We start from the raw sequence: 14,200 nt of genomic DNA on the forward strand, positions 1-14,200 counted from the left end.
GCGGGGCGGGCGGACCGGGCGAGGGCCCCGGGCGGACCGGGCGAGGCCCGGGCGGGCCGGGCCGTCCTAGTACTCCCAGCGGTTCCGGTTGCCGTCCTCGCGGCAGTGGATGATGCGTCCGTTGCCGGCGTGCGTGGAGCGGCCCACGTCGGCGGCACGGCAGTACTGGCCGGCGTTGTAGCAGTTGCCCGCGTTCGAGACGATCTCGCAGGCCGCGGTCGGCTTGGCGTCGCCGGAGTCCCTGGGCGGAGGCAGCGAGGGGGAGACCGGAGGCTTCACCCGGGGCGGCGTGGCGGTGACCGCCGGCCGGGAGGAGGCCGGCGCCTTGGGCACCGCCGTCGCGGTGGCCGTGGCCTTGGCGGTGGCCGTGGGCGTGCCGCTCGCGGCCGCGGTGCCGGTCGGCGTCGCGGACACGAGCGGTGTGGCCTCAGGTGTCGGCGAGGCGGTGGCGGACGCGGTCGCGGTCGGCGAAGCGGACACCGGGCCGCCGGGACTGCCCGAATCCGCCGGCCCGCACGCGACGGCGACGCCGATCACCAGCAGCGAAGCCGCCGCCTGCCATATGCCCCGCACACTTCTGCGCACGATCCCCCAGCCCTCCCGGCCCAGCCCTCCAGGCCCCCGGGGGCCATCGGATCACCGGATCATAGGACCAGCCCGTTCGAGCCGGGGCCGAATCGGCGGAACCTGCCGGGGCAGGGCTTCGGATTCGGGTTCGTGCTCAGGCGGGGGGCGCCGGGTCGGCGGGGTGGGGCGCCATCGGCAGCAGCGAGGCGAGCCGCGCCTCGCACAGCTCGACCAGCACGTCGTAGGCGTCCTTGCCCATCAGCTCGGTGAGCTCGGCCCGGTACGAGACGTAGACCGGCTGACCGGCCCCGTGCGCCGACGTCGCCGAGGTGCACCACCAGTGCAGGTCGTGGCCGCCCGGGCCCCAACCGCGCCGGTCGTACTCGCCGATCGAGACCTGCAGCACGCGCGTGTCGTCGGGCCGGTCGATCCATTCGTACGTGCGCCGGATCGGCAGCTGCCAGCAGACGTCCGGCTTGGTCTCCAGCGGTTCGCGGCCCTCCCGCAGGGCCAGGATGTGCAGGGAGCAGCCCGCGCCGGCCGGGAAGCCGGGCCGGTTCAGGAAGATGCAGGCGCCCTTCCAGCGGCGGGTCTGCTTCTCGCCGTCGTCGTCGAACTGCGTCCAGCCCGTCTTCTCGCCGACGTCGTGGAACTCCCACAGGTCGGGGGTGAGGCGGGCCACGTGCTCCGCGACGCGCTTCTCGTCGTCCTCGTCGGAGAAGTGCGCGCCGAGCGTGCAGCAGCCGTCCTCGGCCCGGCCGGCCTTGATCCCCTGGCAGCCGCTGCCGAAGATGCAGGTCCAGCGCGAGGTCAGCCAGGTCAGGTCGCAGCGGAAGACCTGCTCCTCGTCGGCGGGGTCGGGGAACTCGACCCAAGCCCGGGGAAAGTCGAGCCCCTTCTCGTCGGGCTCGGCGGTCTTCTTCGTCTTGGCCTTCTTCGTATGTGGCACAAACCCAAGCGTAAGCGCCCCTTACCTCACCCATCCGCGTTCGGGCCAGTAGCGTTTCGCGTATGAGACTCGGTGTCCTTGATGTGGGTTCGAACACGATCCATCTGCTGGTGGTGGATGCGCACCCGGGTGCGCGCCCCCTGCCCGCGCACTCGCACAAGGTGGAACTTCGGCTGGCCCAGCTGCTCGACGAATCCGGCGCGGTGAGCCCGGAGGGCGTGGAGCGGCTGGTCTCGGTGATCGCCGGCGCGGTGATCGCGGCGGAGGACAAGGGCTGCGAGGAGGTGCTGCCGTTCGCGACCTCCGCGGTGAGGGAGGCGCCGAACGCCGACGAGGTGCTGGCGCGCGTGAAGGCCGAGACCGGCGTCGACCTGCAGGTCCTGAGCGGTGAGGACGAGGCCCGGCTGACCTTCCTGGCGGCCCGGCGGTGGTTCGGCTGGTCGGCGGGCAAGCTGCTGGTGCTGGACATCGGCGGCGGCTCCCTGGAGATCGCCTACGGCATCGACGAGGACCCGGACGCGGCGGTCTCGCTGCCGCTGGGCGCGGGGCGCCTCACGGCCGGCTGGCTGCCCGGCGACCCGGCGGAGGCGGCGGACGTCAAGGCGCTGCGGCGGCACGTGCGGGCGCAGATCGCGCGGTCGGTGGGCGAGTTCAGCCGCTTCGGCACGCCCGACCACGTGGTGGCCACGTCCAAGACCTTCAAGCAGCTGGCCCGGATCGCGGGCGCGGCGGGCTCGGCGGCCGGTCCGTACGTGCAGCGGGACCTGAGCCGCAAGGAGCTGGAGGAGTGGGTGCCGCGGCTGGCGGCGATGACGGCGGCCCAGCGGGCCGCCCTGCCGGGCGTCTCGGACGGCCGGGCCGGCCAGCTGCTGGCGGGCGCGCTGGTCGCGGAGGGCGCGATGGACCTGTTCGGCGTGGACCAGCTGGAGATCTGCCCCTGGGCCCTCCGCGAGGGGCTCATCCTCCGTCGCCTGGACCACCTGGGCTGACGCCCCCGGACGGGCCCGGTACCGCCGCCCGCCCGCCGAGGCGGGGGGCTCCGCCCCAAGGCGGTCCGGTGGTCGTCCGCGCTGCGGGTGCCGGCCTGGGCGCGGAGCGCCGGGCGAGGTGTGGGGCGGAGCCCCACGAGCGGGGGCCGGGGCCGCAGGCCCCGGTTTCGGGATGGGGGTCCCCCCGGACGGAGTCTGGGGGAGCGCGGGGTGGGGCAATGCTCCGCGCAGCGGCCCCGAAGCACCGCGACCGGACAGGCACGTGGCGAACCGGACAAGCCGCAGGTGCCGGCGCACGGACCGGACCAGGCCGGCATCGGAGCCGGCATCGGAGCCGGACCCGGACCCGGACCCGGACCCGGCCGGAAGCGGGAAGCGGCCCGCCGCGAGGCGATCGCCGGGGCGCGGGCCCCGGTTTTCCCCCGGGCGGGCCCCGCCGGCGGAGCGGCCCGTACGCTGTCCCCGTGGCAGAACCCGTCCGCATCCCGAACGCGAAGGTCGCGCTGAGCACTGCCTCGGTCTACCCCGAGTCCACTGCCACCGCCTTCGAGATCGCCGGCCGCCTCGGCTACGACGGCGTCGAGGTGATGGTCTGGACCGACCCGGTCAGCCAGGACGTGGAGGCGCTCCGCCGCCTGTCCGACTACCACCAGGTGCCCATCCTCGCCGTCCACGCCCCCTGCCTGCTGATCACCCAGCGCGTGTGGTCCACCGACCCGTGGACCAAGCTCCGCCGCGCCCGGGCGGCAGCCGAACGGCTCGGCGCGTCCACCGTCGTCGTGCACCCGCCGTTCCGCTGGCAGCGCCAGTACGCCCGCGACTTCGTCACCGGCATCTGGCGCATGGCCGACGAGACCGACGTACGTTTCGCCGTCGAGAACATGTACCCCTGGCGCTACCGCGACCGCGAGATGCTCGCGTACGCGCCGGAGTGGGACGTCACCAAGGACGACTACCGCCACTTCACCGTCGACCTCTCGCACACCGCCACGGCCCGTACCGACGCCACCGCCATGGTCGACCGGATGGGCGACCGGCTCGCCCACGTGCACCTCGCCGACGGGAACGGCTCCGCCAAGGACGAGCACCTCGTCCCCGGCCGCGGCACCCAGCCCTGCGCCGAACTGCTGGAACGCCTGGCGCTCGGCGGTTTCGACGGCCACGTCGTGATCGAGGTCAACACCCGCCGGGCCATGTCCTCCGCGGAGCGCGAGGCCGACCTCGCCGAGGCCCTCGCCTTCACCCGGCTGCACCTGGCCGCCACCGCCCCGAACGCACTCCGGCACCCCGCCGGCCGCACCGGCCCCGCCGCTCGCACCGACCCCGCGGAGCCCCCCGGCGGCTATGCCCCCTGGCGGGTGCCGCGCCCATGAGCACCCCCGCCGCCCCCGGCCCCGCCGGCGACGCACCGGAACCCTGGCGCCCCCGCCGCGGCCCGGGCCGTCCGCCCCGCGACGCCGCCGACGACGGCCCCAGCACGCAGGAACGCATCCGCCTCGCCGCCCGCGAGGTCTTCGCCGAACGCGGCTACGACAAGACCTCCGTACGCGGCATCGCCAAGGCCGCCGGCGTGGACCCGGCCCTGGTCCACCACTACTTCGGCACCAAGGACGACCTCTTCGCCGCCGCCGTCGAGGTCAGCATGGAACCCGCCCTCATCGTCCCCGTCGTGATCGGCGAGGGCCCCGAAGGCATCGGCGAACGCCTCGTCCGCTACTTCCTGGGCGTCTGGGAGAACCCGGTCACCCGCGCCCCGCTGCTCGCCGTCATCCGGTCCGCCCTCACCCACGAGGCCGCCGCCAAGGTGCTCCGGCAGCTGGTGCTGCGCCGCGTCCTGGAGCGGGTGGCGGCCGACCTCGACGTCCCCGACCCGACCTTCCGCGCCGAGCTCGCCGCCTCCCACATGGTCGGCATCGCCGTCCTGCGGTACGTCGTCCAGGTCGAGCCGCTCGCGTCCGCGGACCCGGAGGCCATCGTCGAACTGGTGGCCCCCACCCTCCAGCGGTACCTGACGGAACCCTGACCGAAGACTGACCCTCCCGTCCCGGGATCCGGACACCTTGTCCGTATCGCGATCAGGAGGCGTAGCCTCGTAGTGAGCAACGTCCATACTCATGGGGAGCTGAACCCGATGCCCGAGCTGAGGTCCCGCACCGTCACCCACGGCCGCAACATGGCTGGCGCGCGCGCCCTGATGCGCGCCTCGGGCGTAGCGAGCGAGGACATCGGGAAGCCGATCATCGCGGTCGCCAACTCCTTCACCGAGTTCGTGCCCGGCCACACCCACCTCGCCCCCGTCGGCCGGATCGTCTCCGACGCCATCCGCGCCGCCGGCGCCATCCCCCGCGAGTTCAACACCATCGCGGTCGACGACGGCATCGCCATGGGCCACGCCGGCATGCTCTACTCCCTGCCCTCCCGCGACCTGATCGCGGACAGCGTGGAGTACATGGTCGAGGCGCACTGCGCCGACGCCCTGATCTGCATCTCCAACTGCGACAAGATCACCCCCGGCATGCTGATGGCCGCCATGCGCCTGAACATCCCGGTGGTCTTCGTCTCCGGCGGCCCGATGGAGGCCGGCCAGGCCACCCTGGTCGACGGCACCGTCCGCAAGCTCGACCTGGTCGACGCGATGGTCAGCGCGGTCAGCGAGAACGTCTCGGACGAGGACATCCTCCGCATCGAGGAGAACGCCTGCCCGACCTGCGGTTCGTGTTCCGGCATGTTCACCGCCAACTCGATGAACTGCCTCGCCGAGGCCATCGGCCTGGCCCTCCCCGGCAACGGCTCGGTCCTCGCCACCCACACCGCGCGCCGCGCCCTCTACGAAGAGGCCGCCCGCACCATCGTCGAGATCACCAAGCGCCACTACGAGCAGGACGACCACTCCGTCCTGCCGCGCAACATCGCCTCCCGCCAGGCCTTCGAGAACGCCATGGCCCTCGACATCGCGATGGGCGGCTCGACCAACACGATCCTCCACCTCCTCGCCGCCGCCCAGGAGGCCGGCCTGGACTACGACCTGAAGGACATCAACGAGGTCTCGCGCCGCGTCCCGTGCCTGGCCAAGGTCGCGCCGAACGTCGCGCCCGGCGGCACGTACTACATGGAGGACGTGCACCGCGCCGGCGGCATCCCCGCCATCCTCGGCGAGCTGCACCGCGGCGGCCTGCTCAACAAGGACGTCACCACGGTCCACTCCACCAACCTGGAGGACTGGCTGGCCAAGTGGGACGCCCGCTCCGGCACCGCCACCGACGAGGCGATGGAGCTGTGGCACGCGGCCCCCGGCTGCGTCCGTTCCGCCAGCGCCTTCTCGCAGTCCGAGCGCTGGGAGACCCTGGACCTGGACGCCGAGGGCGGCTGCATCCGCTCCGTCGAGCACGCGTACTCCAAGGACGGCGGCCTCGCCGTCCTCAAGGGCAACCTCGCCGAGGACGGCTGCGTCGTGAAGACCGCCGGCGTCGACGAGTCCATCTGGACCTTCGAGGGCCCGGCCGTGGTCTGCGAGTCGCAGGACGAGGCCGTCGAGAAGATCCTCTCCAAGAAGGTCACGCACGGCGACGTCGTCGTCATCCGCTACGAGGGCCCCAAGGGCGGCCCCGGCATGCAGGAGATGCTCTACCCGACCTCCTTCCTGAAGGGCCGCGGCCTGGGCAAGACCTGCGCCCTGGTCACCGACGGCCGCTTCTCCGGAGGCACCTCGGGCCTCTCCATCGGCCACGCCTCCCCGGAGGCGGCCTCGGGCGGCACCATCGCCCTGGTCGAGAACGGCGACCGGATCCGCATCGACATCCCGAGCCGCTCCATCGAGCTGCTGGTCGACGAGGAGACCCTGGCCGCCCGCCGCGAGGCCCTCGGCGGCGTCTACGCCCCCAAGGACCGGGAACGCCAGGTCTCCGCGGCCCTGCGCGCCTACGCGGCCATGGCCACCAGCGCCGACAAGGGCGCCGTACGCGACGTCTCGAAGCTGGGCTGACCGGCGGCCGGGCCCGTCCCGCTTCCCCGGTTTCCCGCGAACCCCGCCGTCCACCCCGGACCGGCGGGGTTCGCCGTCCCCGCCGCACCTCACCAGCGCCCGGGATCCCCCGCGTCGACGGCGAACACCGACCCGTCGGGCGCCGCCCCGAACACCCGCCCGCCGGCGACGACCGGCGCGGGCAGGGCCATCGTGTACGTCTGCCCCGCCACCATCCGGGGCTTCGTCTGCCCCAGCAGCCGGCCCGCCCGTGCGTCCACGGCCAGCAGCCGGCCGTCCATGGCCAGCAGGAACACCCGGCCGTCGGCGAAGACGGGGGCGGAGACCAGCGAGGCGCCCGTCTGCAGCCGCCAGCTCTCGCCGTCCGGTCCCACGGCCACCAGCGTGCCCGTGGTGCCGGCCGCGTAGACCAAGCCGTCGGGACCGACGGCCGCCTCCGCGTCCTGCAGCGGCACTGCGAGGGCGGTCCGCCGGACGGTGCGGTCGCCCTGGTCGACCCGGACCACCGCAGTGGTCCTCGACCGGGCGTCCTTGGCCAGCAGGACCAGCGAGTCCTGCGTCGCCCCGGCGGGTTCGACCACCCCGGGCACCCGGACCGTCCACAGGGCCGACCCGTCCGCCGGATCGATCGCCTGCACCTGGGTCGAGGAGCCGTCCGTGCTGCGCGTGGCGGCGTAGAGCGTCGGACTGCCGGCACGGCCCCGGCCGCCGTCGGGACGCGTGAGCCACACGGACCCGGGACCGCCCACGTGCCGGCTCCACCGCTGGGCGCCGGAGCCGGCATCGAGGCCGGTGACCGCGCCGTCCACGGTCGCGATCAACAGGTGTGCACCGGCGGGCAGGACACGGCCGCCCACCGGCACGTCACGCTTCCACCGCTGACCGCCCGTTGCCGGATCGAGGGCCCGCACGGTGTTCGCGCCCTCAGGGGCGACCAGGACCGGCCCGCCGCCCGTCAGGGGCGCACCGCTTCCCGTCCCGGGGATCCCGGACGGGGGCCCGGGCACGGTCCACCGCGTGGTGCCGTCCGCCGGCTCCAGCCGCGCCGCGAGCGTCCCCGCAGCCGAGCAGTACAGGCCCCCGGACGCCCAGGAGCAGGCGGGGACCCCGCCCGTCGTCCCCCGGCCGCCGAGGGTGACGGCCCACGGAGCGGACCGCTTCGCCGAGCGCCCGGCGGGTGCCTCCGCCCGGCCGGAAGGGTCCGGGCCCGTCCCGGACCACAGGTATCCGCCCACCGCGCCGCCGACCAGCAACAGTCCCACCGCCAGCGAGAGCACCAGCCGCCGCTTCCGCCCCCGCCCGCCCGGCCCGCCAGGAGCGGGGGACGGACCTTCCGGGGGCTGCACCCGCTGGTGCGTGACCTCCTCGGCCGGGGCGACGCTCTCGGCGGCGACCGGCCTGCGCGGCTGCGGTATGAACGCCCGGGTGTCGTCGGAGGTCGCGTACGCCGCCTCGCGCAGCGCCACGATCAGCTCGTCCGCCGACGGCCGCTCCGCCGGCTCCTTCGCCAGACAGCGCTCGATGATCGGTTCCAGCCGGGCCGGCACACCGCTCAGCTCCGGCTCGTCGTGCACCACCTGGTACGCCACGATGTACGGGCTGTCGGAGTCGAAGGGCCCCCGCCCGGTCGCCGCGTGCACCAGCACGGACCCCATCGCGAACACGTCCGCGGCCGGCCCGACTTCCCGCGGCCGCTGGAACTGCTCCGGGGCCATGAACGGCGGAGTCCCGATCAGCTTGCCGGTCTCCGTCCGCAGCTCGCTGTCGTACGGGCGGGAGATGCCGAAGTCGATGACCTTCGGCCCGTCGGCCGCCATCAGCACGTTGCTGGGCTTGAGGTCCCGGTGCACCACGCCGGCCCGGTGGATGTCCCGCAGCGCCTCGGCCAGACCGGCCCCCAGCCGCGCCACCTCGGGCCCGTCCAGCACCTGTTCCCGCACCCGCTCGGCGAGCGTCGGCGCGTCGATGAACAAGGTGGCCATCCAGGGCCGCTCGGCGTCGGGGTCGGCGTCCACGACGGGCGCGGTGAACGCTCCGCTCACCCGGCGCGCGGCGGCGATCTCCTGCCGGAACCGCGCCCGGAACTCCGGATCCACGGCGTGCTCGGCGTGCACGACCTTCACGGCGAGTTTCAGGCCGGAGGCGGAATCGGCCAGATGCACGACGCCCATGCCGCCGGACCCGAGCACGGTTTTCAGCCGGTACTGCCCGGCGTACTCAGGGAATTCGGCTTGCTCCGCCCGCACCGACCGCATGGCCCACCACCCCCGCCGGAGCCTAGTCGATGGCCCGTACGAATCCCCTGGGTCCTGCTACCCTGCGCGAGTTGCGAGCCGGAGGGCTCGACGGGGGGAGTCACACATGTCGGTGGAGAACGGGTCGGTCCGGGCGGAAGGCGCCTCCGCGGACACGGCTTTCGAGTCATATCCGGTGGCCCCCGGCTATCAGGTCAACGTCCGCAGCGGACCGGGCACGAACTACTCCGTCGTCAGGGTGCTGACCTCCGGCGCATGGGTCACCATCCGCTGCCAGTGCCCCGGCACCAACGTCTCCGGCCCCTACGGCACGACCAACATCTGGGACTGCATCGGCAACGGCCAGTTCATCTCGGACGCGTACGTCAAGACCGGCAGCGACGGCTACGTCGCCAACCGCTGCGGCTGAGTCGAGCCGCCGGCCTGCCGGGCCGCCTACTCCGCCGAGCCGCCGACGCCGCCGAGCCGTCCGGCACCCGGACGGCTCCGGTCGCTCCCGCCCCGGCGGGGGATAATCGCAGACGTGAGCGACGAGCAGCAGCACGAGCAGGCCAAGGCGGCCCCCGCAGGCCCCCGCCCGGAGCCGATCAAGTTCTTCGGCACCACCTGGGTGAACCACGACGACGGCTACGCCCTGCGCCGCGCCGGCATGGCCGCCGGCTCGCTCGTCACCGCGATCGCGAGCGCCTACCTGCTCCGCCTCGCCTACGAGGGCCTGGAGATCGGCAACGTCGGCTCCTTCCTCTCCATCTCGGTCGTCGTCCTCTTCGCGATCTCCAGCTCCATCGCGTTCTTCAAGACCTGGGAATCCTTCAAGCGCCGCCCGGCGCCGTCCTCCGACGAGGCGTCCCTCAAGGGCCTCAAGCTCATCGGTTTCATCGGCTCGCTCATCGCTTACTTCCTGCGCTGCCTGCAGGAAGCCCCCGGCGAGGCACTGCACCGCGCCGAGTACGAGAAGGCCCTCGCCGACCACACCCGCCGCCGCAGCGCCCGTACCGGCAACCCGGCCGCCCGCCGCCCCAAGCGCAAGAAGTAGTCCGGCCCGGGGGGCCACCGCCACCGAACCCGGGCATCACCGCCATCGAACACGTCAACGCCCTTGACGCCCGGCACCGCCAGGTCCAATATTCATCACATGATGAATAACGAGGGCGGTCAGCCGCTCGAACCCCCCGACCCGCTCGAACCCCCCGACGGCCCACCCGCCGTCCGCGCCCGCGCCCTGACCGTCCGCCGCGGCACCGGCCGCGCCCTCCACACCGTCCTCGACGGCATCGACTTCGACGTCCCCCGCGGCCGCATCACCGGCCTCCTCGGCCCCTCCGGCTGCGGAAAGACCACCCTCATGCGCGCCGTCGTCGGCACCCAGGCCCACGTCACCGGCACCCTCGACGTCCTCGGCCACCCCGCCGGCCACCCCGTCCTCCGCTCCCGCATCGGGTACGTCACCCAGGCCCCGTCCGTCTACGACGACCTCACCGTCCGGCAGAACCTCGACTACTTCGCCGCCGTCCTCAACCCCGGCCGCGCCGCCGCCGGCATCCGCCGCGCCGACGTCGACCGGGCCATCGCCGACGTGGACCTCGCCACCCACGCCAACGCCCTCGCCGGCCGGCTCTCCGGCGGTCAGCGCAACCGCGTCTCCCTCGCCGTCGCCCTGCTCGGCACCCCCGAACTCCTCGTCCTCGACGAACCCACCGTCGGCCTGGACCCCGTACTCCGCCGCGACCTGTGGAACCTCTTCCACGAGATCGCCCGCACCCGCGGCACCACCCTCCTCGTCTCCTCGCACGTCATGGACGAGGCCGAGCGCTGCCACGACCTGCTCCTCATGCGCGAGGGCCGCATCCTGGCCCACGACACCCCGGACGCCCTCCGCGCCCGCACCCGGTCCGAGACCGTCGAGGCCGGCTTCCTCCACCTCGTCGACGAGGCGAACCTCCGCTCCCGGGAGCCGCAGCCATGACCACGACACACCCCGCCGGCACACCGGCGATCAGCCCGGCCCGCACCACCGCCACCGCCGCCCGCGTCCTGCGCCAGCTCCGCCACGACCCCCGCTCCATCGCCCTGATGCTCGCGGTCCCCGTCCTGATGCTGACGCTCCTGCGCTACGTCTTCGACGGCAGCCCCCGCACCTTCAACGGCATCGGCGCCAGCCTCCTCGGCATCTTCCCGCTGATCACGATGTTCCTCATCACCTCCATCGCCACCCTCCGGGAACGCACCTCGGGCACCCTCGAACGCCTCCTCGCCATGCCGCTGGGCAAGGCCGACCTCATCGCCGGCTACGCCCTCGCCTTCGGCAGCCTCGCCGTCCTCCAGTCCCTCCTCGCCACCGGCACCGCCCTCTGGGTCCTCGGCCTCGACGTCATCGGCTCCCCCTGGCTGCTGCTGCTCGTCGCCCTGCTCGACGCACTCCTCGGCACCGCCCTCGGCCTCTTCGTCTCCGCCTTCGCCGCGTCCGAGTTCCAAGCCGTCCAGTTCATGCCGGCCGTGATCTTCCCCCAGCTGCTGCTGTGCGGCCTCTTCGCCGCCCGCAGCACCATGCAGCCGGTCCTGGAGGCCATCTCGAACGTCCTCCCCATGTCCTACGCGGTCGACGGCATGAACGAGGTCCTCACCCACACCGACATGACCGCCGACTTCGTCCGCGACGCCCTCGTGGTCGCCGGCTGCGCCCTGCTCGTCCTCGCCCTCGGCGCCGCCACCCTCCGCCGCCGCACCGCCTGACCGGCCCACCACCCGACCGCCCGACCGGCCCACCGGCCCGTCTGACCACGCATCGGACAGCCCGTCCCCGACCCCCACCCGAGTGCGAGGATGAGGCCGTACGACCGTTCAAGACTTTCGGCGAGGTGAGCCCGAATGACCCAGACAGTCGCAGTCCTCGGCACCGGCAAGATCGGCGAGGCCCTGCTCAGCGGCATGATCCGGGGAGGCTGGCCCGCCTCGAAGCTGCTGGTCACCGCCCGCCGCCCCGAGCGCGCCGAGGAACTGCGCACCCGCTACGGAGTCGAGGCCGTCACCAACGCCGAAGCCGCCAAGCGCGCCGACACCCTCATCCTCACCGTCAAGCCGCAGGACATGGGCAAGCTCCTGGAGGAACTCGCCCCCCACGTCCCCGCCGACCGCCTCGTCATCAGCGGCGCCGCCGGCATCCCCACCTCCTTCTTCGAGGAACGGCTCGCCCCCGGCACCCCCGTCGTGCGCGTCATGACCAACACCCCCGCCCTCGTCGACGAGGCCATGTCCGTCATCTCCGGCGGCAGCCACGCCTCCGCCGCCGACCTCTCCCACACCGAGGAGATCTTCGGCGGCGTCGGCAAGACCCTCCGGGTCCCCGAGTCCCAGCAGGACGCCGCCACCGCGCTCTCCGGCTCCGGCCCGGCGTACTTCTACTACCTCGTCGAAGCCATGACCGACGCCGGCATCCTCCTCGGCCTGCCGCGCGCCCAGGCCCACGACCTCATCGTCCAGGCCGCCGTCGGCGCCGCCGTGATGCTCCGCGACAGCGGTGAGCACCCGGTCAAGCTCCGCGAAGCCGTCACCTCCCCGGCCGGCACGACCATCAACGCCATCGTCGAGCTGGAGAAGCACGGGGTACGGGCCGCCCTCATCGCCGCCCTCGAAGCCGCCCGCGACCGCAGCCGCGCACTCGCCTCCGGCAACAGCTGACGCCAGGGGCCCCGCACCGCGGGGCCCCTCCGCCTCCTCCCCGGGAGTCGAGCTCCTTCGGGGAGCCGAGCTCCTTCAGGGAGCGAGCAGCCCGATCGCCTCGTACGCCCGGTCCACCACCGGCCGCGCCAGCCCCCGGGCCCGTTCCGCCCCGGCCCGCAGCACCCGCTCCACCGCGGCCGGATCCGCCGCCAGCTCCGCGTGGCGCTCGCGCACCGGCCGCAGCACCTCGACCACCGCCTCCGCGACGTCCCGCTTCAGCGCGCCGTAGCCCTCGTACCCCTCGGCCAGCCGCTCCGGATCCCCGCCGGTACAGGCCGCCAGGACGTCCAGCAGATTCGCGGCCCCCGGCCGCGCCGCCCGGTCGTACACGACCCCGCCCTCGTTGTCGGTGACCGCCCGCATCACCTTCCGCACCACCGTCTCCGGCTCGTCGAGCAGATAGACGATGCCCGGTCCGGAGTCGTCGGACTTCCCCATCTTCGAGGTCGGGTCCTGCAGGTTCATCACCCGCGCGGCCACCGGCGGAAGCGTCGCCCGCGGCACCGTGAACGTGTGCCCGTACCGCTGGTTGAACCGCACCGCCAGGTCCCGGGTCAGCTCGACGTGCTGCCGCTGGTCCTCGCCGACCGGCACCTCGTCCGTCCCGTACGCGAGGATGTCCGCGGCCATCAGCACCGGATAGGTCAGCAGCGACAGCCGCACCTGCTCCCCGGAGGTCCGCGCCTTCGCCGTCTTCTCCTTGTACTGCACCATGCGGCGCAGCTCTCCGTCCGAAGCGGTGCACTCCAGTACGTACGCGAGCCGGGTGTGCTCGTCCACGTGGCTCTGCGCGAAGAGCGTGCACCGCTCCGGGTCCAGCCCCGAGGCCAGCAGCAGCGTCGCCGCCTGCCGGCTCAGCCGCCGCACCCGCGCCGGATCGTGCTCCACGGTCAGCGCGTGCAGGTCCACGACGCAGAACAGTCCGTCGTCGGGCGCCGCGACCCACTGCCGTACGGCGCCCAGATAGTTGCCCAGTGTCATGTGCCCGGTCGGCTTGATCCCGCTGAAGACCCTTGCCATGTCCGTTCCTGTTCCCTGTCGTCGTCGGTGGCCGCCTTGAATTGCCCGGGCGACCGACTGCCGGAGGGCAGAAACACGAACGGCCGCCGAGGCGGCGGCCGTGGAGCGCATGCGTGCTCGTATCGGGGGTCGGCCGCCGTCAGGCGGCCCACCAGCGAAGGCTGAGCGCGTACGCATGCGTGGTCATGCGGGCCAGGCTAGCCCCGTGGGCCGGCTCCCGCACGGGGATTGCCGTACGGGGATCGCCAGGGCACAGGGACGGCCGGGTGCCCTGCCAGGCGGGGGTTGACACAGGCGTCCGAGGTCCGTAAGGTTCTTCGAGTTGTCCGACGTGAGCGCCGACTGCGGTCGGTCCCCGGACAGCCATTCCGCAACACTCATTCGAACGAACGACGCACTTTGTCGTCTCGTTTTCATGCGTATTTGCGAATGAGGAATCCGTGTCCGAGAGGCACAGCCGCCGATTAGGTCGGGGGCAAGGAATCCGCTAAGGTCTCACCTTGTCGGAACGGCCCAACGGGCCAGGAAGACAAGCCCGCTGACTGGGAGTCAGGCCCGAAAGGATCTGATAGAGTCGGAAACGCCGGAAGGGAAAAGCGCGAAAGCGCCGGAACCGGAAAGCACCGAGGAAATCGGGTCCGAAAAGATCTGATAGAGTCGGAAACGCAAGAACGAAGGAAGCGCCCGGAGGAAAGCCCGAGAGGGTAAGTACAAAGGA

The 14,200-nt window shown here is 73.1% G+C and carries 13 protein-coding genes; 9 read left to right on the plus strand and 4 right to left on the minus strand.

All coding sequences use genetic code 11. The features are described 5' to 3' along the window. Positions 1–66 precede the first annotated feature (66 nt). Positions 67–585: a hypothetical protein gene (locus AB0O36_RS35100; RefSeq protein ID WP_365117578.1), complete on the minus strand. Its 519-nt coding sequence runs from the start codon at positions 583–585 to the stop codon at positions 67–69. 136 nt (positions 586–721) lie between these two features. Next, entirely contained in the window at positions 722–1,516 is a 795-nt protein-coding gene (locus AB0O36_RS35105; protein WP_365117580.1) for a hypothetical protein, read from the minus strand. A gap of 62 nt (positions 1,517–1,578) precedes the next feature. Between AB0O36_RS35105 and AB0O36_RS35110 the strand changes: the two genes are divergently transcribed. The 4 genes from AB0O36_RS35110 (at position 1,579) to ilvD (ending at position 6,487) form a co-directional block, all read left to right on the plus strand. Further along, the gene (locus tag AB0O36_RS35110; protein WP_365117583.1) at positions 1,579–2,505 is read left to right on the plus strand and encodes a Ppx/GppA phosphatase family protein; all 927 of its coding nucleotides are present in this window, start codon (positions 1,579–1,581) and stop codon (positions 2,503–2,505) included. 464 nt (positions 2,506–2,969) lie between these two features. Further along, on the plus strand, positions 2,970–3,878 hold the full coding sequence (locus tag AB0O36_RS35115) for a sugar phosphate isomerase/epimerase (RefSeq protein WP_365117586.1): 909 nt from the start codon (positions 2,970–2,972) through the stop codon (positions 3,876–3,878). Next, positions 3,875–4,528: a TetR family transcriptional regulator gene (locus AB0O36_RS35120; RefSeq protein WP_365117589.1), complete on the plus strand. Its 654-nt coding sequence runs from the start codon at positions 3,875–3,877 to the stop codon at positions 4,526–4,528. The genes AB0O36_RS35115 and AB0O36_RS35120 overlap by 4 nt, the downstream gene beginning before the upstream one ends. A gap of 108 nt (positions 4,529–4,636) precedes the next feature. Then, positions 4,637–6,487, plus strand: coding sequence for a dihydroxy-acid dehydratase (gene ilvD / locus AB0O36_RS35125; protein ID WP_365117592.1), 1,851 nt, complete (start codon positions 4,637–4,639; stop codon positions 6,485–6,487). 89 nt (positions 6,488–6,576) lie between these two features. Here the strand turns inward: ilvD and AB0O36_RS35130 are convergent, their stop codons facing one another. Further along, a complete protein-coding gene (locus AB0O36_RS35130) occupies positions 6,577–8,742 on the minus strand; it encodes a serine/threonine-protein kinase (protein ID WP_365117594.1) in 2,166 nt (721 codons plus the stop codon). Positions 8,743–8,848: 106 nt separating this feature from the next. On the opposite strand from AB0O36_RS35130, the gene AB0O36_RS35135 reads away from it, so the two are divergent. The 5 genes from AB0O36_RS35135 (at position 8,849) to proC (ending at position 12,420) form a co-directional block, all read left to right on the plus strand. Further along, positions 8,849–9,151 carry a peptidase gene (locus AB0O36_RS35135; protein WP_365117597.1) on the plus strand — a complete coding sequence of 101 codons (303 nt, stop codon included), beginning with the start codon at positions 8,849–8,851 and terminating at the stop codon, positions 9,149–9,151. Positions 9,152–9,265: 114 nt separating this feature from the next. Continuing rightward, positions 9,266–9,778 (plus strand): hypothetical protein, encoded by a 513-nt coding sequence (locus AB0O36_RS35140; RefSeq protein ID WP_365117600.1) that lies wholly within the window; start codon positions 9,266–9,268, stop codon positions 9,776–9,778. Between the two features lie 99 nt (positions 9,779–9,877). Further along, positions 9,878–10,708, plus strand: a complete 831-nt coding sequence (locus AB0O36_RS35145; protein ID WP_365117602.1) for an ABC transporter ATP-binding protein — start codon at positions 9,878–9,880, stop codon at positions 10,706–10,708. Further along, entirely contained in the window at positions 10,705–11,475 is a 771-nt protein-coding gene (locus tag AB0O36_RS35150) for an ABC transporter permease (RefSeq protein ID WP_365117605.1), read from the plus strand. Before AB0O36_RS35145 ends, AB0O36_RS35150 begins: the two co-directional genes overlap by 4 nt. A gap of 135 nt (positions 11,476–11,610) precedes the next feature. Next, positions 11,611–12,420 carry a pyrroline-5-carboxylate reductase gene (gene proC, locus AB0O36_RS35155; RefSeq protein WP_365117607.1) on the plus strand — a complete coding sequence of 270 codons (810 nt, stop codon included), beginning with the start codon at positions 11,611–11,613 and terminating at the stop codon, positions 12,418–12,420. A 75-nt stretch (positions 12,421–12,495) separates the two neighbouring features. Here the strand turns inward: proC and trpS are convergent, their stop codons facing one another. Next, entirely contained in the window at positions 12,496–13,482 is a 987-nt protein-coding gene (gene trpS / locus AB0O36_RS35160) for a tryptophan--tRNA ligase (RefSeq protein WP_365117610.1), read from the minus strand. Between the last annotated feature and the right edge of the window lie 718 nt (positions 13,483–14,200).

It is taken from the genome of Streptomyces sp. NPDC089799, assembly GCF_040684755.1.
GTDB lineage: Bacteria > Actinomycetota > Actinomycetes > Streptomycetales > Streptomycetaceae > Streptomyces.